Source organism: Streptomyces sp. NPDC012474, from assembly GCF_042955185.1.
Taxonomy (GTDB): Bacteria; Actinomycetota; Actinomycetes; order Streptomycetales; family Streptomycetaceae; genus Streptomyces; species Streptomyces cahuitamycinicus.
Map to the genome: position 1 here is coordinate 154,618 of NZ_JBIBEP010000011.1, position 20,558 is coordinate 175,175.

Annotated in this window: 20 protein-coding genes and 1 riboswitch; of the genes, 9 read left to right on the top strand and 11 right to left on the bottom strand. The window is 71.0% G+C overall.

Going from position 1 to position 20,558, the window contains the following annotated elements:
• Positions 1 to 2: 2 nt before the first annotated feature.
• Complete coding sequence (locus ACFY9S_RS24135) at positions 3 to 212, top strand: e9imm peptide (RefSeq protein WP_391131828.1); 210 nt, start codon at positions 3 to 5, stop codon at positions 210 to 212.
• A 229-nt stretch (positions 213 to 441) separates the two neighbouring features.
• On the opposite strand, the gene ACFY9S_RS24140 is transcribed toward ACFY9S_RS24135, so the two are convergent.
• Both ACFY9S_RS24140 and ACFY9S_RS24145 read right to left on the bottom strand, forming a co-directional pair.
• Positions 442 to 906 (bottom strand): hypothetical protein, encoded by a 465-nt coding sequence (locus ACFY9S_RS24140; RefSeq protein ID WP_391131829.1) that lies wholly within the window; start codon positions 904 to 906, stop codon positions 442 to 444.
• 230 nt (positions 907 to 1,136) lie between these two features.
• Positions 1,137 to 1,289: a hypothetical protein gene (locus ACFY9S_RS24145; RefSeq protein WP_391131831.1), complete on the bottom strand. Its 153-nt coding sequence runs from the start codon at positions 1,287 to 1,289 to the stop codon at positions 1,137 to 1,139.
• Between the two features lie 240 nt (positions 1,290 to 1,529).
• On the opposite strand from ACFY9S_RS24145, the gene rlmN reads away from it, so the two are divergent.
• The 5 genes from rlmN to ACFY9S_RS24170 all read left to right on the top strand — a co-directional run bounded on the left by rlmN (position 1,530) and on the right by ACFY9S_RS24170 (position 7,614).
• The gene (gene rlmN, locus ACFY9S_RS24150; RefSeq protein ID WP_102907140.1) at positions 1,530 to 2,636 is read left to right on the top strand and encodes a 23S rRNA (adenine(2503)-C(2))-methyltransferase RlmN; all 1,107 of its coding nucleotides are present in this window, start codon (positions 1,530 to 1,532) and stop codon (positions 2,634 to 2,636) included.
• A gap of 24 nt (positions 2,637 to 2,660) precedes the next feature.
• Positions 2,661 to 2,767: riboswitch (TPP riboswitch) on the top strand.
• Between the two features lie 124 nt (positions 2,768 to 2,891).
• On the top strand, positions 2,892 to 3,929 hold the full coding sequence (locus ACFY9S_RS24155; RefSeq protein WP_391131984.1) for a thiamine ABC transporter substrate-binding protein: 1,038 nt from the start codon (positions 2,892 to 2,894) through the stop codon (positions 3,927 to 3,929).
• 38 nt (positions 3,930 to 3,967) lie between these two features.
• Positions 3,968 to 5,569 (top strand): ABC transporter permease subunit, encoded by a 1,602-nt coding sequence (locus ACFY9S_RS24160; RefSeq protein WP_391131986.1) that lies wholly within the window; start codon positions 3,968 to 3,970, stop codon positions 5,567 to 5,569.
• Positions 5,569 to 6,588 (top strand): ATP-binding cassette domain-containing protein, encoded by a 1,020-nt coding sequence (locus tag ACFY9S_RS24165; RefSeq protein WP_391131833.1) that lies wholly within the window; start codon positions 5,569 to 5,571, stop codon positions 6,586 to 6,588. The genes ACFY9S_RS24160 and ACFY9S_RS24165 overlap by 1 nt, the downstream gene beginning before the upstream one ends.
• A 228-nt stretch (positions 6,589 to 6,816) precedes the next feature.
• On the top strand, positions 6,817 to 7,614 hold the full coding sequence (locus ACFY9S_RS24170) for a maleylpyruvate isomerase N-terminal domain-containing protein (RefSeq protein ID WP_391131835.1): 798 nt from the start codon (positions 6,817 to 6,819) through the stop codon (positions 7,612 to 7,614).
• Positions 7,615 to 7,674: 60 nt separating this feature from the next.
• On the opposite strand, the gene ACFY9S_RS24175 is transcribed toward ACFY9S_RS24170, so the two are convergent.
• The 7 genes from ACFY9S_RS24175 to ACFY9S_RS24205 all read right to left on the bottom strand — a co-directional run bounded on the left by ACFY9S_RS24175 (position 7,675) and on the right by ACFY9S_RS24205 (position 14,724).
• Positions 7,675 to 8,358 carry an LAETG motif-containing sortase-dependent surface protein gene (locus ACFY9S_RS24175; RefSeq protein ID WP_391131988.1) on the bottom strand — a complete coding sequence of 228 codons (684 nt, stop codon included), beginning with the start codon at positions 8,356 to 8,358 and terminating at the stop codon, positions 7,675 to 7,677.
• 153 nt (positions 8,359 to 8,511) lie between these two features.
• Positions 8,512 to 9,633 carry an LOG family protein gene (locus tag ACFY9S_RS24180; protein WP_391131836.1) on the bottom strand — a complete coding sequence of 374 codons (1,122 nt, stop codon included), beginning with the start codon at positions 9,631 to 9,633 and terminating at the stop codon, positions 8,512 to 8,514.
• Between the two features lie 24 nt (positions 9,634 to 9,657).
• Complete coding sequence (locus ACFY9S_RS24185; RefSeq protein ID WP_102907135.1) at positions 9,658 to 10,065, bottom strand: VOC family protein; 408 nt, start codon at positions 10,063 to 10,065, stop codon at positions 9,658 to 9,660.
• A 115-nt stretch (positions 10,066 to 10,180) separates the two neighbouring features.
• Entirely contained in the window at positions 10,181 to 11,866 is a 1,686-nt protein-coding gene (locus ACFY9S_RS24190) for a hypothetical protein (RefSeq protein ID WP_391131838.1), read from the bottom strand.
• Positions 11,848 to 12,597 carry an ABC transporter ATP-binding protein gene (locus ACFY9S_RS24195; RefSeq protein ID WP_102907133.1) on the bottom strand — a complete coding sequence of 250 codons (750 nt, stop codon included), beginning with the start codon at positions 12,595 to 12,597 and terminating at the stop codon, positions 11,848 to 11,850. The genes ACFY9S_RS24190 and ACFY9S_RS24195 overlap by 19 nt, the downstream gene beginning before the upstream one ends.
• Before the next feature lie 206 nt (positions 12,598 to 12,803).
• Positions 12,804 to 14,165, bottom strand: coding sequence for an aspartate aminotransferase family protein (locus ACFY9S_RS24200; RefSeq protein WP_391131840.1), 1,362 nt, complete (start codon positions 14,163 to 14,165; stop codon positions 12,804 to 12,806).
• A 19-nt stretch (positions 14,166 to 14,184) separates the two neighbouring features.
• Positions 14,185 to 14,724: an Lrp/AsnC ligand binding domain-containing protein gene (locus ACFY9S_RS24205; protein ID WP_391131842.1), complete on the bottom strand. Its 540-nt coding sequence runs from the start codon at positions 14,722 to 14,724 to the stop codon at positions 14,185 to 14,187.
• Positions 14,725 to 14,888: 164 nt separating this feature from the next.
• On the opposite strand from ACFY9S_RS24205, the gene ACFY9S_RS24210 reads away from it, so the two are divergent.
• The 3 genes from ACFY9S_RS24210 to ACFY9S_RS24220 all read left to right on the top strand — a co-directional run bounded on the left by ACFY9S_RS24210 (position 14,889) and on the right by ACFY9S_RS24220 (position 18,724).
• A complete protein-coding gene (locus tag ACFY9S_RS24210; RefSeq protein WP_391131843.1) occupies positions 14,889 to 16,328 on the top strand; it encodes an aminobutyraldehyde dehydrogenase in 1,440 nt (479 codons plus the stop codon).
• A gap of 112 nt (positions 16,329 to 16,440) precedes the next feature.
• The gene (locus tag ACFY9S_RS24215) at positions 16,441 to 16,965 is read left to right on the top strand and encodes a hypothetical protein (protein WP_391131845.1); all 525 of its coding nucleotides are present in this window, start codon (positions 16,441 to 16,443) and stop codon (positions 16,963 to 16,965) included.
• A gap of 127 nt (positions 16,966 to 17,092) precedes the next feature.
• Positions 17,093 to 18,724: a sigma-70 family RNA polymerase sigma factor gene (locus ACFY9S_RS24220; RefSeq protein ID WP_391131847.1), complete on the top strand. Its 1,632-nt coding sequence runs from the start codon at positions 17,093 to 17,095 to the stop codon at positions 18,722 to 18,724.
• Here ACFY9S_RS24220 and ACFY9S_RS24225 read toward each other — a convergent pair.
• Both ACFY9S_RS24225 and ACFY9S_RS24230 read right to left on the bottom strand, forming a co-directional pair.
• A complete protein-coding gene (locus ACFY9S_RS24225) occupies positions 18,669 to 19,394 on the bottom strand; it encodes a glycerophosphodiester phosphodiesterase family protein (protein ID WP_391131848.1) in 726 nt (241 codons plus the stop codon). The genes ACFY9S_RS24220 and ACFY9S_RS24225 overlap by 56 nt on opposite strands.
• Positions 19,391 to 20,452 carry an adenosine deaminase gene (locus ACFY9S_RS24230; protein WP_102911071.1) on the bottom strand — a complete coding sequence of 354 codons (1,062 nt, stop codon included), beginning with the start codon at positions 20,450 to 20,452 and terminating at the stop codon, positions 19,391 to 19,393. The genes ACFY9S_RS24225 and ACFY9S_RS24230 overlap by 4 nt, the downstream gene beginning before the upstream one ends.
• Positions 20,453 to 20,558 lie beyond the last annotated feature (106 nt).

Here is a 20,558-nt window from a genome sequence, read left to right on the forward strand (position 1 = left end):
ACATGAGTCGTGCGCAAGGTATCCACCTCATCCAGCGGCTCATGAACGACGACCATGTCGATGAGGCCGAAGCCGACGAGATCATCGCGACACTCGTGCGCGGACTTGGCTGCCCACACATCAGCGACTACGTCTTCTGGGACCACGATCCTCAGCTGACGGCGGAAAAGATCGTCGACCGAGCTCTGTCCTATGAGCCGTTCGCCCTGTAACTGACTGGCCAAAACTGACGATCACCGTTGACACCGTCGAAGAGATCACCGGGAATGTCGCGATGTCCTGCCGGTACTTCGAAATCAGCCGGCAGGCGTACTACACCTGGTACCGCCGCTACCAGGCCGAGGGCATTCGAGGGCCTGCGCACCCGCTCCAAAGCCCCGAGACCTCTGGCTTGGTTCGGCAAGGCCGAACGTCGTAGCGCAGGCGAAAGCCCGAAGCAGCTCAGTCGTTGTCCGCCGAGATGTCCGAGCGCATGGCACCTCTGGTCTCCAGACGCAGTTCCAGGTACCTGCGTGTCAGTTCCTCGAACGCATCGCTGTCAAGGCGCGCCCCCTCGCTCACGGCATCGCGCATCATTCGCACTGCCCGACTGCATTCCTCAGCCGGGCGAACGACGGAGGGCGGCGCGAGGAGCTCCAACTCATGGCGTGATGCGTAGCAGTGGGTGTAGGCCGACCGCGTCAGCCGGTACCGCTCGCCCGCATCGAGGCCGGACGTGGCGGCAATGTTCCGCAGATCGCTGCCAGCTTGGGCATGGGCCGCGAGAAACCTTGAGTAGAGCTCCCGCCGTGTCCTATGCCACTCGGACACCGCCTCTCGTCGCGCCCTTCTGTGCTCCACGAGAAGTGCCGATCCCAGAGCAATCACGCCACCAGTAAGTGTTGCAAGCAGTGATATCCAGGCCACTTCGGAACGGTACAAGCGTCAGACGCGGGTGCACAGTGTGCGGGCCTCAGCATGAGAACGGCCCCCGACCGGAGTCACAGGTCAGGGGCCGTTCTCACTGCTCACCACGCAGAGGCGGTGGGATTTGGACCCACGGTGACAACGCTGCCACGCCGGTTTTCGAGATCACTCGGGATGCCCGACTCGCCGAATGCTACGAGCGCCGGCAACGCCCGCACTGGTCATGCTGATCATGCGAGCGGTGACAGGCCCTTGCCCTCCAGGTGCGCGAGCAACGAGTCAAGGCAGGCGTCTGCCGTGGCCAGGTCAGAGCGGAAGACCGAGTCCTCGCCGAGCGGCCCACCACTGACGATGACCATCCAGGCCGTCCTCCGTTCGACCATGCGCTCCGGCGTCGACCTTGAAGACGGTCGTGACTCCGCGCGCGGCCAGCCACTCCATCAGCTCAAGCATGTCCACTCGCACCCCTCCGGAGAGATCGTCCCATCTCCGGAGCAGGTGTCCCTGGGCCGTCCCTGGACCGTCCGAAGCCGACCAACGCCGACGGGCGGCACCCACAGGTGACCACCCCCACCCCGCTCTGGCCTGGGCTCCCCGAGTTGATCTGCGACACTGGGAGGGTTATGCCTGCACCCGGAGAACTCACATTCGTCGCCCCCCGCGGAGCCAAGAAGCCGCCGCGGCATCTTGCCGATCTCACTCCTGCCGAGCGCAAGGAGGCCGTTGCCGCTGTCGGGGAGAAGCCGTTTCGTGCCAAGCAGCTCTCGCAGCACTACTTCGCGCGGTACGCGCATGATCCGGAGCAGTGGACCGATATTCCGGCCGGTGCCCGGGGGCGGCTGCAGGAGGCGCTGCTGCCCGAGCTGATGACCGTCGTGCGGCATCTGTCGACCGACCAGGGCACCACCCGCAAGACGCTGTGGCGGCTGTTCGACGGGACGCTCGTCGAGTCCGTGCTGATGCGCTACCCGGACCGGGTGACCATGTGCATCAGCTCCCAGGCCGGGTGCGGGATGAACTGCCCGTTCTGTGCCACCGGGCAGGCGGGCCTCGACCGGAACCTGTCCACCGCCGAGATCGTCCATCAGATCGTGGACGGGATGCGGGCCCTGCGGGACGGAGAGGTTCCCGGCGGTCCCGCGCGGCTCAGCAACATCGTCTTCATGGGCATGGGTGAGCCGCTCGCCAACTACAACCGGGTCGTCGGATCCATCCGGCGGCTCACCGACCCCGAGCCCGACGGGCTGGGGCTCTCGCAGCGCGGCATCACCGTCTCGACGGTCGGGCTCGTCCCGGCCATCCACCGGTTCTCCGACGAGGGCTTCAAGTGCCGCCTCGCCATCTCGCTGCACGCCCCCGATGACGAGCTGCGCGACACGCTCGTGCCGGTGAACACGCGCTGGAAGGTCCGGGAGGTGCTGGACTCCGGTTTCGAGTACAGCGCCAGGTCGGGGCGGCGGCTGTCCATCGAGTACGCGCTGATCCGGGACATCAACGACCAGGCCTGGCGGGGTGACCGGCTCGGGCGGCTGCTCAAGGGCAAACCCGTGCACGTGAACCTGATTCCGCTGAACCCGACACCCGGCTCCAAATGGACCGCCTCCCGGCCCGAGGACGAGAAGGCGTTCGTGGAGGCGATCGCCGCCCATGGTGTGCCGGTGACGATCCGGGACACCCGTGGTCAGGAGATCGACGGGGCGTGTGGTCAGCTCGCGGCCACCGAACGGTAGTCTGACCGCCATAAGAACATCTGCATATTCCGACAGGGGAGCGCCACAGCGCTGAGAGTGCGGCACACGGCCGCAGACCCTCCGAACCTGGCCCAGGTCATTCTGGGTAGGGAGATCGGTCATCACTCGAGCTGTTGCGCCCTGCCCGGGACCCCGGAGGTCCCGGGCAGGGCCGCGTCTTCTCCTGGTCACTCCAGGAGGAATCCAGTGGGCAACAACATCAAGCGGCTGGCGGCGGCGGCCGTCGCGCTCGGCATGTCCGGCACGCTCGCCGCGTGCGGGTCGTCCGACGGCGGCCAGGGATCCGGCGACTCCAAGACCGTGACGCTCGTCAGCCACGACTCGTGGGCCGCGTCCAAGGACGTCATGGCGGCCTTCGAGAAGCAGTCCGGCTACAAGGTCAGGGTCCTCAAGGACGGCGACGCCGGGCAGGCCGTGAACAAGGCCATCCTGACCAAGGACAACCCGCAGGGCGACGTCCTCTTCGGCGTCGACAACACCCTGCTGTCCCGCGCCCTCGACAACGGCCTCTTCCAGTCGTACGAGGCGAAGGGATCGGACCGGATCAAGGCGGAGTACCGGGTCGACCAGGACAAGCACCGTGTCACGCCCGTCGACACCGGCGACATCTGTGTCAACTACGACAAGAAGTACTTCGCCGACCAAAAGCTGGAGCCGCCGAAGAGCTTCGACGACCTGGTGAAGCCGCAGTACAGGAACCTGCTCGTGACCGAGAACGCCTCCGCCTCCTCGCCCGGCCTCGGCTTCCTGCTCGGCACCGCCGCGAAGTACGGCGACTCCGGCTGGGAGGGCTACTGGAAGAAGCTCAAGGCCAACGGCGTGAAGGTCGTCGACGGCTGGGAGCAGGCCTACAACGAGGAGTTCTCCGGCTCGGCCGGCGGCAGGAAGGCCAAGGGCGACCGGCCGCTCGTCGTGTCGTACGCCTCCTCGCCGCCCGCCGAGGTCGTCTTCGCCGACCCCAGGCCCGGCACGGCGCCGACCGGGGTCGCCGAGGGCACCTGCTTCCGGCAGGTCGAGTACGCGGGGCTGCTCAGCAACGCCAAGAACACCAAGGGCGGCAAGGCCCTCCTCGACTTCCTCGTCGGCAAGAGGTTCCAGGAGGACATGCCGATGAACATGTTCGTGTACCCGGTGCGCGAGGGCGTCCAGGTGCCGCCGGAGTTCGTGAAGTACGGGCCGCAGGCGAAGGACCCGGAGACCATGGACCCGGCGAAGATCGCCGACCACCGTGACCAGTGGGTCAAGTCGTGGACCTCACTCGTACTGAAGTAGCCGCCCGGAGGCGGAGCGCGGCGGCTCGGTCCGGCCTGCTGGCCGTGCCCGTCGCGTTCTTCGCGGTCTTCTTCGCCTACCCCGTCGCCGCGATCGTCGCGCGCGGCCTGAAGGCCGACGGGACCTGGCACCTCGGGCGGATCGGGGAGGTACTGGCGCAGTCCGACGTCCGGCACGTGCTGTGGTTCACCACCTGGCAGGCGTTCGTCTCCACCGCGCTCACACTGATCGTCGCGCTCCCCGGCGCGTACGTCTTCGCGCGTTTCCACTTCCCGGGCAAGCAGGTCCTGCGGGCGGTCGTGACCGTGCCCTTCGTGCTGCCGACGGTCGTCGTCGGTACGGCGTTCCTGGCGCTGGTCGGGCGGGGCGGGCTGCTCGACGAGCAGTGGGGCGTACGGCTGGACACCACCGTGTGGGCGATCCTGCTCGCGCACGTCTTCTTCAACTACGCGGTCGTCGTCCGGACGGTCGGCGGGCTCTGGGCGCAGCTGGACCCGCGGCAGGAGGAGGCCGCGCGGATGCTCGGGGCGTCTCCGCTGAGGGCCTGGCGGCAGGTCACGCTCCCTGCCCTCGCCCCGGCCGTGGCCGCTGCCGCGCTCATGGTCTTCCTGTTCACCTTCACCTCCTTCGGTGTCGTGCAGATCCTCGGCGGACCCACCTTCTCCACCCTGGAGGTGGAGATCTACCGGCAGACGTCGGAGATCTTCGACCTGTCGACGGCGGCCGTGCTGACCCTCATCCAGTTCGTCGCGGTGGGCGCCATCCTCGCCCTGCACGCCTGGACCGTGCGGCGGCGGGAGACCGCACTGCGGCTGGTGGACGCGTCCGTGACGGCGCGCCGGCCGCGTGGCGCGGGGCAGTGGGCGCTGCTGGGCGGGGTGCTCGTCACCGTCGCCGTGCTGCTCGTGCTGCCGCTCGCCGTCCTGGTGCAGCGGTCCCTGGGCGCGCCGGGCTTCGGCTACTACCGGGCGCTGACCAGCGAGGACGGCGGAGTTTTCCTGGTCCCGCCGATCGAGGCGATCGGCAACTCCCTGTCGTACGCCGTCGCCGCCACCCTGATCGCCGTGGTGATCGGCTCTCTCGCCGCGGTCGCGCTCACCCGCCGGGACGCCGGGCGGTTCGTGCGCGGCTTCGACGCGCTGCTGATGCTGCCGCTCGGGGTATCGGCGGTGACCGTCGGCTTCGGGTTCCTGATCTCCCTCGACGAGCCGCCGCTGGACCTCAGGTCCTCCTGGATCCTGGTGCCGCTCGCGCAGGCCCTGGTCGGGGTGCCGTTCGTCGTACGGACCATGCTGCCCGTGCTGAGGGCGGTGGACGTCCGGCTGCGGGAGGCGGCCTCCGTGCTGGGGGCCTCGCCCTGGCGGGTGTGGCGGGAGGTGGACCTGCCGATCGTGCGGCGGGCGCTGCTGATCGCGGCCGGGTTCGCCTTCGCCGTGTCCCTCGGGGAGTTCGGCGCGACGGTGTTCATCGCACGGCCCGACCGGCCGACGCTGCCGGTGGCCGTGGCCCGGCTGCTCGGACGCCCCGGTGACCTCAACTACGGCCAGGCGATGGCCCTTTCGACGATTCTGATGGTGGTGTGCGCGGTGGCCCTGCTGGTACTGGAGAGGCTTCGCACGGACCGGACGGGGGAGTTCTGATGCTGCTGGCTCTGCGGGGCGCGACGGTCCGTTTCGGTGGGCGGGCGGTGCTGGACGCCGTCGATCTGGAGGTCGCCGAGCACGAGATCGTGTGCGTGCTCGGCCCGAGCGGCAGCGGCAAGTCGACCCTGCTGCGGGCGGTGGCAGGGCTGCAACCCCTCGACTCCGGGCGGCTGGTGCTCGACGGTCGCGACCAGGCGGGCGTACCCGCGCACAAGCGGGGCGTCGGGCTGATGTTCCAGGACCACCAGCTGTTCCCGCAGCGGGACGTGGGCGCGAACGTGGCCTTCGGGCTGCGGATGCACGGCGAGTCGAAGCGGCAACAGGCCGATGGGGTCAAGGAGTTGCTGGACCTCGTGGGGCTGCCGGGCGCGGGCCGCCGGGCCGTCGCCGCGCTGTCCGGCGGAGAGCAGCAGCGCGTCGCCCTGGCCCGGGCCCTCGCACCGAGTCCACGGCTGCTGATGCTGGACGAGCCGCTGGGGCAGCTCGACCGGTCGCTGCGGGAGCGGCTGGTCGTCGAACTGAGGGAACTGTTCGGCCGGCTCGGCACGACCGTGCTCGCCGTGACGCACGACCAGGGGGAAGCCTTCGCGCTGGCCGACCGGGTCGTGGTGATGCGGGACGGGCGGATCGCCCAGTCGGGTACGCCCCTGGAGGTGTGGCAGCGGCCCGCCGACGCGTTCGTCGCCCGCTTCCTCGGGTTCGAGAACGTGGTCGAGGCGACGGTCGGGGCGGAGGCCGCGGACACGCCCTGGGGCAAGGTGCCGGTGCCGGAGGGTGCTCCGCAGGGCGCGCGGACCCTGTTGGTGCGGCCCGCCGGAGTGCACCTGGTGCCCGCCGACTCGGGCCTGCGCTGCACGGTGGCCGCGCGTACCTTCCGGGGCACCCATGTCGCCGTGCACCTCCAGCCCGAGGACGCCCCGCGCCTGGAGGCGGCCTGCGCGCTGCGGGCGGCACCGGAGGTCGGGGACGAGGTCGGCGTGGATTTCGACGCCGCCGAAATCGTGGTGCTCGGCTGACCGTCCCCGCTCAGGGGTCCTTTCACTATGAGCGTCCGATCAGGTCGCGTGGTCTGGTGCCGTGCATCGCAAGGCGCCGGAGCGGCTTCGATGGGGGTCCCCCCTGTTCGAGCGAAGCCGAGAGCTTGGGGGAGGAGCCACGTGGGCGTTTCGGCAACGCGGCGAGGTGCGGTGCCAGGCCGCGCGACCCGGACGGTCATAGTGAAAGGACCCCTTAGGGTGCGAGGCATGACGCCACTCGCGCACGACCGTTACTGCGACGAAATCGCCCACCAGATCGTCCTGTTGCGACAGGTGGTGACCTCGGGGGCAGACCTGTCCGGTACGGTGCCGACCTGCCCGGACTGGTCGCTGGAGGAACTCGTCCGGCACACGGGCGCCGCCCTGCGCTGGGCGGAGCTGATGGTGCGGACCCGGGCCGTGGAAGAGGTGCCCGAGGAGCGGGTGCCGGGCGGGGCCGGTCCGCAGGCCGCCGGTGACGCCGCCGCACTGGACGCCTGGCTGGCGGAGACGGGCGAGCAGATCGTCGCCACGCTGCGGGAGGCCGGACCGGACGCGAAGGTGTGGGGCTGGGCCGGGATACAGAGCTCGGGGTTCTGGGCCCGCAGGATGACGCACGAGATCACCGTGCACCGCGCCGACGCCGCACTGGCCGCAGGGCTGCCCTACGAGGTCGCGCCCGAGGTCGCCGCCGACGCCATCGACGAATGGCTCCAGATCGTGGAGTACGTGCAGCGGACGGAGCCGCAGGACGTGGTGGGGGAACTGGTCGGCCCCGGCCGCAGCATCCATCTGCACGCCACCGACACCGGACCGGACCTGAACGCCGAATGGGTCGTCGAGCTCACCGAGGACGGTGTCCGCTGGCGCCGGGGCCACGAGAAGGCCACGGTCGCCCTGCGCGGGCCGCTCACCTTCGTGCTGCTCGCGTTCTACCGCCGGCTGCCGCTGGACGCGAAGGAGCTGGAGGTCCTGGGCGAGCGGGAGTTGCTGGAGTTCTGGCTGGAGCGGGCCACCTTCGGCTGAGACGGGACGTGGCCCGCCCCCGGCCGGGGGCGGGCCACGTCCCGGTGTGTGCCGCGGGCGTCAGCTGTCGCTGCTCGCCCCGCGACGGCGCATGCCGAAGAACACCGCACCGCCACCGACGACGACCAGGGCCGCCGCGATGCCGGCGATGATCCCGGTGTTGGAGTCGGCACCGGTCTCGGCGAGGTTGGAGTCACCGGCCGGGGCGGGCACGTTGCCCGCCGGCGAGGTGCTCTGGCTCTCCGACGGTTCCGGAGCCGGGTTCTCGCTCTTCTCGGCCGGCTTGGAGGGGGACGCCGACGGGGTCGGCGTCGCCGGGGGAGTCGAAGCCGGAGGCTCCTCCTCTTCCTTCTTGCAGGCCGTGGCCGGGGTGACGAGGTTCGGCTTGATGTCCTCGTCGACGTACCCGGCGGCCTTGACGTGGATGCGGTACTCGGCGTTCGGCTTCCAGTTCTCGGCGAAGGTGATGGTGGTGCCCTCGCGCGAGCCCTTCACCTCCTGTTCGCCGACCTTCTTGACGTCGGCACCGTTGTTCTCCAGGTACACGGTGACCGTCGCCGCGATGCCGGCGGGGTCGACATCGGTGACGGTGATGACGCCCTTGTCGCCATCGCACTTCGCCTCGGCGGAGAACTCGCTGATGTCGCAGGCGAGCGCGTTGCCGGCGGTACCGAGCGCGAGCGCGGCCGAGGCGGAGACGACACCGAGGACGCGCACGGCACGTGCGCGGCGGGATACGGACAGAGCTGCCACGTTTGTCCTTACAGGATTGCTCAAGCGGGGGGTTGAGGCAGTGTTGACAGGACATCAGCACTACCGGAGGCTCACAGGTCTATAAGCGCTGCATAAGCAGTGTCAACGCATATGCAGGTTGCAAGCACTTGCTTTGCCTTCTTATTAACCGCCGAGACGTTTCAGCGCCTCCGGTGCCTCCTCGATCCGGTCCACCAGCGCGATGCGCGCCTCCATCGAGCGGCCCTGGGCCAGCGACCGGAGCAGCGGCCACGCGGGCAGCTTCTCCGTCCAGTGCACGCGGTTCACCAGCACCATGGGCGTCGGCTCGCCGCGCGATTGGTAGTAGTTGGGCGTCGCGTTGTCGAAGATCTCCTGTACGGTCCCGGCGGCGCCCGGCAGGAACACCACACCCGCGTCGGACCGGGCCAGCAGGCCGTCCTCGCGGGTGGCGTTGGCGAAGTACTTGGCGATGTGGGAGGCGAAGGCGTTCGGCGGCTCGTGGCCGTAGAACCAGGTCGGGATGCCGACCGAACGGCCGCCCTGCGGCCAGCGGGTGCGCACCTCGAAGGCGGCCGCGGCCCACTGGGTGATCGACGGGGTGAAGTGCGGTGTTTTGCCGAGGAGTTCGAGCGACTCGCTGAGCATCTCGTCACCGAACGGGGCGGCGTACGCGCCGAGGTTCGCCGCCTCCATCGCGCCCGGGCCGCCGCCGGTGGCGATCGTGAAGCCGGCGCGGGCCAGCTCCCGGCCGAGGCGCGCCGCGCCCGCGTACTCCTCGGTGCCGCGGGCCATCGCGTGGCCGCCCATGACGCCCACGACCCGGGCGCCGGACAGGAGTTCGTCGAGCGCGTCCGAGACGGAGTCGTCGTGGATCGAGCGCAGCATCGACGCGTGGATGTCGCGGTCCGCCTTCGTGCGCTGGAACCAGGCGTAGGCGAGGGCGTCGGGCGTGGCCTCGTAGCCGTCGGCCAGCGACGCGAAGAGTTCGTCCGGCGAGTAGACCAGGCCGCGGTACGGGTCGAACGGCAGGCCCGGGACCGGAGGGAAGACCAGGGCGCCGTCGCCGCGGACCTTCGCGGCCGCGTCCTCACGCATCGCGCAGCCGAGGAAGACCGCGTCCGCCGTGTCCGTGGTGAGCAGCTCGCGGGTACGGTCCGTCAGATCGACGGCCTGGACGCGGTATCCGGCGAGGGTGCCCCGCGCCGAGACGGTCGCGTCGAACTCCTCGAGGGTCTCGATCTCACGGTCGTCGTGGTGGGCCGCATGGGCGGGCATCGTCTGCACGCGCCCATGCTGGCACAGCCGCCGTCAGCCCTGGACGGCCGCCGGGTCCATCCACACGACCTCGAAGGTGTGGCCGTCCAGGTCGTCGAAGGCGCGGCCGTACATGAAGCCGTGGTCCTGGGTCTCGCCGGAGACCGAACCGCCCGCCGCGACTGCCTTCTCGACCAGCTCGTCGACCTTCTCGCGGCTCTCGGCGCTCAGCGCGAGCAGCACCTCGCTGGTCTTCGTCGAGTCCACGATGTCCTTCTTGGTGAACTGCGCGTACTTCTCCTTGGTGTGCACCATCACCACGATGGTCTCGCTGATCACGACCGAGGCGGTGGTGTCGTCGCTGAACTGCTCGTTGATCGTGAAGCCCAGCTCCGTGAAGAACTTCTTGGAGGCGCCGAGGTCGCCGGTGCACAGGTTCACGAAGATCATCTGCTGGTACATGCGAGGTCTCTCCCATCAAGTGCGTGTCGTTACGCGGGTATAGACCGGGCGCCCCGCCGGAACTCATCGCCGCACGGAGATGTTTTTCGTACGGGTTTTCCGGCCGCCGCGGGACTCAGCGTGCCAGGGGGAGCGCCGCCAGTTCGGCGACCGTCAGGGTGAGCGGACCGAACACGGCGAGCAGCGCGCCCGCGCGGAGGGCGGCGGCGCCGCGCAGTGTCGTGGCGGGGGCGCCGAGCCGCATCAGCGCGGCGGTGGTGCCGGCGCGGGCCTGCCTGGCCTCGACGGCCGCCGTGAGGAGCGTCGCCGTGGTGCAGCCGGTCACGAGCAGCACGCCGAGGGTGGTGAGCGGGCCGAGAGAGAGCCCGTCCGGGGCGTGCAGCAGTGCCATGGCCCAGGCGGCGGACAGCACCGCGCAGACGACGCCCAGGGGGCGCCCGATGCGGACGGCTTCCGCCATGAGGATGCGGCCGGCCAGGAGCCGCAGGGCGCCGGGGCGGGCCGCCTGGAGCAGCCGTCCGCACAGATGGGTCAGGCCCGGACCGGCCAGGGCCAGGCCGACGGCGGCCAGCGCCCAGCCCGCCAGCACGCCCGGGGAGGCGCCGGAGAAGGAGAGGTCGGGGGGTGTCGGACTGGTACGGCCCGTGTAGCTCACCACGGCGAGGCCCGCGGCCAGCACGGTGATGCCCCAGGGGAGACCGGAGGGGGCGGCGATGGTGTCCGGCAGGGCCGCGTCGGAGGCCTCATCGGGAGTGTCGGGCGCCTCGGGGCCCGGGTGCTGTGCCAGGGCCCCGGCGGGGCTGATGGCCCCGGCCGCGTCCGGCGCCGCCGCGTGCGCGCTGAGCCGCTGGACGGGATCGCCGGCCGGGCCCCTCGCGCCCGCCGCTTCCGGTGCGCCCGGGTGGCGGGGGGCGGCGGGCGGAGTGACGTCCACGCCCGGGTCCTGCGAGGACGGGTCCACCGAGGACGGGGCCACGGCGCCCAGGTCCACCGGGGACGGGCCCACACCGCCCGAGCCCACCGCGGACGGGTCCACCGCGGACGGTCGAGCGGGGTCCGCGACCGCGCTCACCGTCCCGCCGGGGCCTGCGGCCGCCGCCGAGGCCGACCCGCCGGTCCGGGCCGCCGGCGGGCCGCTCTTCGTGGCGGGCTCGGTGCCACGGCCGTCCGCGGGCCGGATGATCTGCCGGCCGAACCGGCCGTACGCCCCGAAGGTCTCGCGGGTGCTGGTGCGCCGGTGGGCGCCGAAGCGGCCGTACGTCCGGGCCGCCCGGGGTGCGGCCGGCGCCGCCTCGTGTGGCCGCAGGGCCAGTGCCACCGCGACCGACGCGCCGACGGGCACGAACGCCAGCAGGGTCAGGGCGCCCGGCAGCGGCAGGGGCCGGCCCGCGGCGAGGGACTCGGCGGCGGCGCCGTCGAAGGGCATGCCCGTCAGGTCACCCCGCAGGTGCAGGAAGACGAACAGGGCCAGCATCGCGCCCAGGGTGCAGGACAGGGCCGTCGTCGTCGCCGAGACGGCCATCATGCGGACCGGGCCGAGGCCGATGGCCGAGAGGCCGGAGCGGGGCTTGGTTCCTGGGTCGGTACGGGCCACCGCGACCGCGAAGTACACCGTGGCGGCCAGCGGGGCCGCGCACCAGGCCAGCCGCAGCGCGGCGGAGCCGGGGGAGCCCGGGTGGCCCAGCGCGTAGCCCAGGGTGCAGAGCAGCAGGAAGCCCGTGCCCGCCGAGGCCGCCGTGACCAGGAGGCGGCGCAGCTGGACGGCGGGATGGGCGCCGCGGGTCAGACGGAGAGCGAGCACGCGGCCCGGCCTTCCGGCTTGCTGGTCTCGGCGACCGGCGGCAGGTGGACCGTCTGCACGCGCCGCCCGTCGAGCAGGGACACCGTGCGGTCGGCGAGGGCCGCCGTCTCGGCGTCGTGGGTGGCCAGGACGACGGTGATGCGGTGGGAGCGGGCCGCCGTCGTGAGCGTACGCAGTACATGGGCCCGGTCGGCGCGGTGCAGGGGCGCCGTGGGCTCGTCGGCGAACAGCACCGAAGGCGCGGGGGCGAGGGCGCGGGCGATGCAGACCCGCTGGCGCTCGGCCTGCACCAGTTGGTGCGGCCGTTTGCGGGCGCTGTCGCCGATGTCCAGGCGCTCCAGCCACTCCAGGGCCGCGGTCTTGGCGCGGCGCCTGCTGGTGCCGCGCAGCATCAGCGGCAGGGCGGTGTTCTCCCAGGCGTTGAGCTCCGGTACCAGGGAGGGGGCCGGGTCGATCCAGCCGAAGCGGTCGCGGCGCAGCCGCTCGCGGGTGAGGGGGCCCATGGTGTGCACGGGCACGCTGTTGAACCAGACCTCGCCGCGCCGGACGGGAACCAGGCCGGACAGGCACCGCAGCAGGGTCGTCTTGCCGCTGCCGCGCGGTCCGCCGATGGCGAGGATCTCGCCCTCGCGCACGCCGAGCGAGACGCCGCAGAGCGCGGGGGAGCCGTCGTCGTGCTGGAAGTGCAGGGCGCGTGCCCAGAGCACGTCGTCGTCCGGTTGGGCCTCCATGCGCGTACACCTCGGTTCAGATCCGTAGTTCCCGTGCCGTCCCCCGTGCGGGGGAACGAAGGCAGGGCCGATCGGTCACTGGGCACGCTAGGCAGAAGGCGGCGGGAGGCCGGACAGCACGCGGCCCCGGGCCGCCGTTTCTCACTCGGACGGGCGGCACCGGGGCCGGTGTTGATCATCCAGGCAGACGATCGGAGCGACGCGGGTCAGAGCTTGGTCCACGCCTCGGAGAGGGTGGCGCGCAGGATCTGCTCGATCTCGTCGAACGTCGACTGGTCGGAGATCAGCGGCGGGGCGAGCTGGACGACCGGGTCGCCGCGGTCGTCGGCGCGGCAGTACAGACCGTTGTCGTACAGCGCCTTGGAGAGGAAGCCGTACAGGACGCGCTCGGTCTCCTCGTCGTTGAAGGACTCCTTGGTGTGCTTGTCCTTCACCAGCTCGATGCCGTAGAAGAAGCCGTTGCCGCGGACGTCGCCGACGATCGGCAGGTCGTGCAGCTTCTCCAGGGTGGCGCGGAAGTTGCCCTCGTTGTCCAGGACGTGCTGGTTGAGGTTCTCGCGCTCGAACAGGTCGAGGTTGGCCAGTCCCACGGCGGCGGAGACCGGGTGGCCGCCGAAGGTGTAGCCGTGCAGGAAGACGTTGTCCTCCTTGTAGAACGGCTCGGCGAGGCGGTCGGAGATGATGCAGGCGCCGATCGGGGAGTAGCCCGAGGTCATGCCCTTGGCGCAGGTGATCATGTCCGGCACGTAGTCGAACTTGTCGCAGGCGAAGTACGTGCCCAGGCGGCCGAAGGCGCAGATGACCTCGTCCGAGACGAGCAGTACGTCGTGCCGGTCGCAGATCTCGCGGACCCGCTGGAAGTAGCCGGGCGGGGGCGGGAAGCAGCCGCCCGCGTTCTGCACCGGCTCCAGGAAGACCGCGGCGACCGTGTCCGGGCCCTCGAAGAGGATCTGCTGCTCGATCTGGTCGGCGGCCCAGCGGCCGTAGGCCTCGGGGTCGTCGCCGTGGATCGGGGCGCGGTAGATGTTGGTGTTCGGAACCTTGTGGGCGCCCGGGACCAGCGGCTCGAAGGGGGCCTTCAGGGCCGGCAGGCCGGTGATGGACAGCGCGCCCTGCGGGGTGCCGTGGTAGGCGACAGCGCGGGAGATGACCTTGTGCTTGGTGGGCTTGCCGACCAGCTTGAAGTACTGCTTGGCGAGCTTCCATGCGGTCTCGACCGCCTCACCGCCGCCGGTGGTGAAGAAGACCTTGTTCAGGTCGCCCGGGGCGTGGTGGGCGAGGCGCTCGGCCAGCTCGACGGCCTTGGGGTGGGCGTAGGACCACACCGGGAAGAACGCCAGCTCCTGCGCCTGCTTGAAGGCGGTCTCGGCGAGCTCGACCCGGCCGTGCCCGGCCTGCACCACGAAGAGGCCGGCGAGGCCGTCCAGGTAGCGCTTGCCCTTGTCGTCGTAGATGTAGGTGCCCTCGCCCCGGACGATGGTGGGGACGGGGGCCTTCTCGTACGACGACATGCGCGTGAAGTGCATCCACAGGTGGTCGTACGCGGTCTGGGAGAGGTCCTTGCTCACGGCTATCGGGTCCTCACGATCATCGGGTTCCCCACATGTAGGTCTGCTTCTTGAGCTTGAGGTAGACGAAGCTCTCGGTGGAGCGCACTCCGGGCACCGCCCGTATGCGTTTGTTGATGACCTCCAGAAGGTGGTCGTCGTCCTCGCAGACGATCTCCACCATCAGGTCGAAGGAGCCTGCGGTCATCACCACGTACTCGCATTCGGACATGGCCGACAGCGCGTCCGCGACCGACTCCACGTCGCCCTCCACGTTGACGCCGACCATCGCCTGTCTGCGGAAGCCCACGGTGAGCGGGTCCGTGACGGCGACGATCTGCATCACGCCCTGGTCGAGCAGCTTCTGGACGCGCTGGCGCACGGCCGCCTCCGACAGGCCCACGGCCTTGCCGATGGCGGCGTACGGCCGGCGGCCGTCCTCCTGGAGCTGCTCGATGATGGCGAGGGAGACGGCGTCCAGCTGCGGCGAGCTGCCGTTCCTGGCCTCGCGGGAGGGCTCGCGGTGCTCCCGCGAGCCCTTCTGTTCTGCGCTTCGACTGGCCACGAGGTCACTGTGCACGAGGTCTCGATACTTCCGCAAGCCTCGATCGATGAAATCCGTTGTTTGAGTCCTCCATCCCTGCGAATTCCGCACGATCGAAGGGAGCAGGGGTGTTGAAAACGTGGGTCTGCCGACTAGGGTGGGTGTCTCAAGTACTGGACATCCGAACTGGAGGGCCGGCAGTGAGCACCGAGCTGCGTCGTCTGCGCAACTACATCGGCGGTGAGTTCAAGGACGCCGCCGACGGACGGACCACCGAGGTGGTCAATCCCGCGAAGGGCGAGGCGTACGCGACCGCTCCGCTGTCCGGGCAGGCGGACGTGGACGCCGCGATGGCGGCGGCCGCCGAGGCCTTCCCCGGCTGGCGCGACACCACGCCCGCCGAGCGCCAGAAAGCCCTGCTGAAGATCGCGGACGCCTTCGAGGAGCGGGCGGAGGAGCTGATCGCGGCCGAGGTGGAGAACACGGGCAAGCCCATCGGGCTGACCCGCTCCGAGGAGATCCCGCCGATGGTCGACCAGATCCGCTTCTTCGCGGGCGCGGCGCGGATGCTGGAGGGCCGCTCGGCCGGTGAGTACATGGAGGGCCTGACCTCCATCGTGCGCCGCGAGCCGGTCGGGGTCTGCGCGCAGGTCGCGCCGTGGAACTACCCGATGATGATGGCCGTGTGGAAGTTCGCCCCGGCGATCGCCGCGGGCAACACCGTCGTGCTGAAGCCGTCCGACACCACCCCGGCCTCCACGGTCCTCATGGCCGAGATCATCGGCTCGATCGTCCCCAAGGGCGTCTTCAACGTCATCTGCGGCGACCGCGACACCGGCCGTCTGATGGTCGAGCACGAGACCCCGGCGATGGCCTCCATCACCGGTTCCGTGCGCGCCGGCATCCAGGTCGCCGAGTCCGCCTCCAAGGACGTCAAGCGCGTCCACCTGGAGCTGGGGGGCAAGGCGCCGGTCGTGGTCTTCGAGGACACCGACATCGCCAAGGCCGTCGAGGACATCTCGGTCGCGGGCTACTTCAACGCCGGCCAGGACTGCACCGCCGCCACCCGCGTGCTCGTCCACGAGTCCATCCACGACGAGTTCGTCTCCGCGCTGGCCAAGGCCGCCTCCGAGACGAAGACCGGGCAGCCGGACGACGAGGACGTGCTGTTCGGCCCGCTCAACAACCCCAACCAGCTCAAGCAGGTGGAGGGCTTCATCGACCGGCTGCCCGCGCACGCGCGCGTGGAGGCCGGCGGTAAGCGGGTCGGCGACAAGGGCTACTTCTACGCGCCGACCGTCGTCTCGGGCCTGAAGCAGACCGACGAGATCATCCAGAAGGAGGTCTTCGGCCCGGTCATCACCGTGCAGTCCTTCTCCGACGAGGCGCAGGCCGTGGAGTGGGCCAACGGCGTCGAGTACGCGCTGGCCTCCTCCGTGTGGACCAAGGATCACGGCCGTGCCATGCGGATGTCCAAGAAGCTCGACTTCGGCTGCGTGTGGATCAACACCCACATCCCGCTGGTCGCCGAGATGCCGCACGGCGGCTTCAAGAAGTCCGGCTACGGCAAGGACCTCTCGGGGTACGGCTTCGACGACTACACGCGGATCAAGCACGTGATGACGTCGCTGGACGCGTAGTCACGCGGTTCTGATCTCACGGCCCCGGGCGGCACTCCGCCTCGCCCGGGGCCGTTCCGCTGCCCGCGGAAACTGTTTTTGAACATGTTCAACATGGGCGTAGAGTGCCTCCATGAGCGACAGAGCCGCCCTCGAGAAGGGCATTCGCGCCTGGCTGGTCTTCTTCGTCGTGTGCCTGGTACTGAGCGGCGCCACGGCCTTTCCCCTGGTGCATGAGCTGCGCTGGACCGAGGACCTGTTGCGCGCGCTGTCCGTGGGCGAGTACCTGCCCGGGCTGACGGACTGGATCACGCGCGTGCGGGCCGGTCTCGACCGGGCCGACGCCGACTACCCCTTCCTCCTCTACGGCACGGACTGGCTGGCCTTCGCACACCTGGTGATCGCGGTCGCCTTCTACGGGCCCTACCGTGACCCGGTCCGCAACATCTGGGTCGTCGAGTTCGGGATGATCGCCTGTGCCGGCATCGTGCCGCTCGCCCTCATCTGCGGACCGCTGCGCGGGATCCCCTTCTGGTGGTCGGTGATCGACATGGCCTTCGGGGTGTTCGGGATGATCCCGCTGTACGTCGTACGGCAGCGGATCAAGCGGCTGGAGGCGCTGACCGCGCCGGTGGCAGCCCCGGTGCTCAGCGGTTGAGAAAAACTGTTATCCCGGGAACCTTCACGCCGTCTCCCCGCATGTGATCCCGCACATAGCCAAGACCCCCGTGCCGCCTGAGAGGGTGCGTGCGGAAGAGCACCGATCCCAGCCGGCGAGGGGCCCCGTGGACAGTGAGCACTGGCGCGCCGTCGTCACGGCGGCGCAGGACGGTGACCGGCGGGCGCTGGACGAGCTGGTCGCGGGGTGGCTGCCCCTGGTCTACAACATCGTGGGCCGGGCCCTGAACGGCCACGCCGACGTCGACGACGTCGTGCAGGAGACCATGCTGCGCGCGGTCGGCAACCTCGGCTCGCTGCGCGACCCGGACAGCTTCCGGTCCTGGCTGGTGGCGATCGCCATGCGGCAGATTCGCGACCGGGCCCGGCGGAAGACCCCGGACCGGCTGGAGGAGGCGGAGGCCTCCGACTTCGCCGAGCTGACCGTGCTGCGGCTCCAGCTGGAAGGACAGCGGCGCGAGGTCGCCGAGGCGGTGCGCTGGCTGGACGGCGAGGACCGGCAGCTGCTGTCGCTGTGGTGGCTCGAGGTCGCGGGCGAACTGACCCGGCGCGAACTGGCCGCCGCGGTCGGCATCACCCGGCAGCACGCCGCCGTGCGCGTCCAGCGGATGAAGGAACGCCTGGAGACCTCGCGCGGCATCGTCCGGGCCCTGGACGGCGCCTGCCCCGGCCTGCGCGAGGTGACCGGCCGCTGGGACGGCCGGCCCGACTCGGTGTGGCGCAAGCGGCTGGCCCGGCACGTCCGGGGCTGCGGCTACTGCGGCGGCACCCGCGAGGCCGTCGTACCGGCCGAACGCCTCCTGGCCGGTATCGCCCTCGTCCCGCTGCCCGTCGGCTTCACGCTGTCGCTCGCCTTCGGCGGCAAGACGGCCGTGGCCGTCACCTCCGTCGGGTGGTCCGCCAAGCTGCTGGGCGCGCTCACCAAGCCGGCCGTCGCGATGACCGCCGGCGCGACGATCGTCGCGGGCGGCGCCTACGTCGTCACCCAGCCGCCGGACGCCCCGCCGCCCCGGGCCGCGGTCACCCCCACGGCGACGCCCAGGTCCGAACCGCCGCCCTCCGCCACGCCCAGCCCCACACCTTCCTCGTCGGCGAAGAGGAAGGCCGACCCGTACGGCACCGTCGTCGACGCCGTCGACCGCGCCCCCGACCCGAACGCCCGGCCCGCCGCCCTGCCGCGCCGTCCCGAGTCCGGCATCACCAGCACCGGCGGCCCGAAGGCCGTCATGCAGCACCGCGGCGACAGCGTGACGCTGAGCGGCCGCGGCTTTGTCCAGGTCCGCTGGCAGATCTCGCCGCACTCCCGGCCCGGCAGGGTGGTCATGCCGACCTGGACCGGCTTGAAGGGCAGGCTGTTCCACGTGGCGTCCGGCGGCTCGCGCCGGATGGACGACCCGCTGCCCGGCGCCCCGAACGGCTACGCCACCGGCATGGGCGGCCCCGACATCGGCTACGCCGTCCTGCCGCCCGGCACCCAGCAGATGTGGCAGAACGAGTACTTCTACCTCGACGGCACCGTCACCCTCACCCAGAACGAACGCGGCTGCGACTACGGCATCGCCGTCTCCCCGTCGAACTGGGAGGCGGTGGACGAGGACGTCAACGAAGGCCCCCCGCAGGGCGCGATCCGCTACGGCCTCGTCCGCGACACCGGCACGGACAGCGCGCCGGTGCCGCAGTACCTCACGCGCTCGGCCCCGGCCGACCCGGCGACGGTGCCGCAACGCTCGCGCGTGTAGCGCACAGCACGTCGACGCGGTTCGTCGTGATCGAGTCCACGCCCGCCTCCAGCAGCCGCCGCATGGAGCGGCGGGTGTCGGGGGTCCAGACGGACAGCAGGTGGCCGTCGGCGTGCACGCGCTCGGCGAGAGGGCGGTCCACCAGCGAGAAGCGGTAGTTGAGCCAGCGCGGACGGATCGCCTCCAGCAGCACGGGCCGGGGCGGGGCCAGGGTCGTCCAGGTGAGGGCGATCTCGGCGGCCGGATCCGCCGCCCGCACGGCGAGCATGGCGTCGGCGCCCGCGCAGTAGTAGACCCGGCCCGCCGCCCCGGCCTCCTCCACGACACCCATGATCCGGCGCACCGCCCGCACGTCGGGCGACCCGGGCAGGTCGATCATCACCCGGTGCCCGTCGGTCGCGGCCAGTGCCTCGGCCAGGGTCGGTACCCCGCCGCCGGTCAGCCCGCGCACCTCCTCGGCCGACAGCGCGAGCAGGGGCCGCTCCAGCTCCCACAACCGCTTCAGCGTCGCGTCGTGCAGCAGCACCGGCACGCCGTCCCGGGTGAGTCGTACGTCGATCTCCACCGCGTCCGCGCCCCGGCGCAGGGCGGAACGCAGCGAGGCGACGGTGTTCTCCCGGACGCGGTAGGGGTCGCCCCGGTGGGCCACGGCGACCGGGGCGGGTGTCACCGGGAGAGCCACTGCGCGGTGCAGGCGTCGATCTCGCCGGTGATCCGGGCCTTGCCCGCCGTGTCCAGGAAGGACGCCTCGACGGCGTTCTTCGCCAGCTCGGCCAGGCCCCGCTCGTCGAGGTCGAGCAGCCGGGCGGCGACGGCGTACTCGTTGTCGAGGTCGGTGCCGAACATCGGCGGGTCGTCGGAGTTGATGGTGACGAGGACCCCGGCCCGCACGAACTCCTTGATCGGGTGCTCGTCGAGGGTGCGGACCGCGCGGGTGGCGATGTTCGAGGTCGGGCACACCTCCAGCGCGATCCGGTGCTCGGCGAGGTGCGCGAGCAGCTTCGGGTCCTGCGCGGAGCTGGTGCCGTGCCCGATGCGCTCGGCCCGCAGGTGGGTCAGCGCGTCCCACACGGTCTGCGGGCCCGTCGTCTCGCCGGCGTGCGGTACGGAGTGCAGCCCGGCGGCGATCGCCCGGTCGAAGTACGGCTTGAACTGCGGCCGCTCCACGCCGACCTCGGGCCCGCCGAGACCGAAGGAGACCAGACCTTCCGGGCGCAGCCGGTCGTCGGTGGCGAGCCGGGTCGTCTCCTCGGCGGCCTCCAGGCCCGCCTCGCCGGGGATGTCGAAGCACCAGCGCAGCACGGTCCCGAACTCGGCCTCGGCGGCCTTGCGGGCGTCCTCGATCGCGTCCATGAAGGCCCGCTCGTCGATGCCGCGCCGGGTGGACGAGAACGGGGTGATGGTCAGCTCGGCGTACCGCACCTGCTGCCGGGCCAGGTCCCGGGCCACCTCGTACGTCAGCAGCCGGACGTCCTCGGGGGTGCGGATCAGGTCGACGACCGACAGGTACACGTCGATGAAGTGCGCGAAGTCGGTGAACGTGAAGTAGTCGGCCAGGGCCTCGGGGTCGGTCGGGACCTTCGAGTCGGGGTGCCGGGCGGCCAGTTCGGAGACGATCCGGGGGGAGGCGGAGCCGACGTGGTGCACATGCAGTTCGGCCTTGGGCAGGTCCGCGATGAACGCCTTGAGGTCGCGCGGGGCGTGCGGGTCGACGAGGTGCTGGGTCAAGGTTCCTCCCCGGAACGGCGCCCCGGCCGGCACAGGGCGGGCGGGCGCGGGTGATCGGCTGATCGATGACTCGGCATCATCGTAGGCCGTGGCGCGGCGCCCCTCC

Coding starts and splice junctions, on each gene's coding strand:
- ACFY9S_RS24135 (WP_391131828.1), top strand. CDS start 3: ATGAGTCGTGCGCAAGGTATCCACCTCATCCAGCGGCTCATGAACGAC.
- ACFY9S_RS24145 (WP_391131831.1), bottom strand. CDS start 1,289: ATGGTCGAACGGAGGACGGCCTGGATGGTCATCGTCAGTGGTGGGCCG.
- rlmN (WP_102907140.1), top strand. CDS start 1,530: ATGCCTGCACCCGGAGAACTCACATTCGTCGCCCCCCGCGGAGCCAAG.
- ACFY9S_RS24155 (WP_391131984.1), top strand. CDS start 2,892: ATGTCCGGCACGCTCGCCGCGTGCGGGTCGTCCGACGGCGGCCAGGGA.
- ACFY9S_RS24165 (WP_391131833.1), top strand. CDS start 5,569: ATGCTGCTGGCTCTGCGGGGCGCGACGGTCCGTTTCGGTGGGCGGGCG.
- ACFY9S_RS24170 (WP_391131835.1), top strand. CDS start 6,817: ATGACGCCACTCGCGCACGACCGTTACTGCGACGAAATCGCCCACCAG.
- ACFY9S_RS24185 (WP_102907135.1), bottom strand. CDS start 10,065: ATGTACCAGCAGATGATCTTCGTGAACCTGTGCACCGGCGACCTCGGC.
- ACFY9S_RS24195 (WP_102907133.1), bottom strand. CDS start 12,597: ATGGAGGCCCAACCGGACGACGACGTGCTCTGGGCACGCGCCCTGCAC.
- ACFY9S_RS24215 (WP_391131845.1), top strand. CDS start 16,441: ATGAGCGACAGAGCCGCCCTCGAGAAGGGCATTCGCGCCTGGCTGGTC.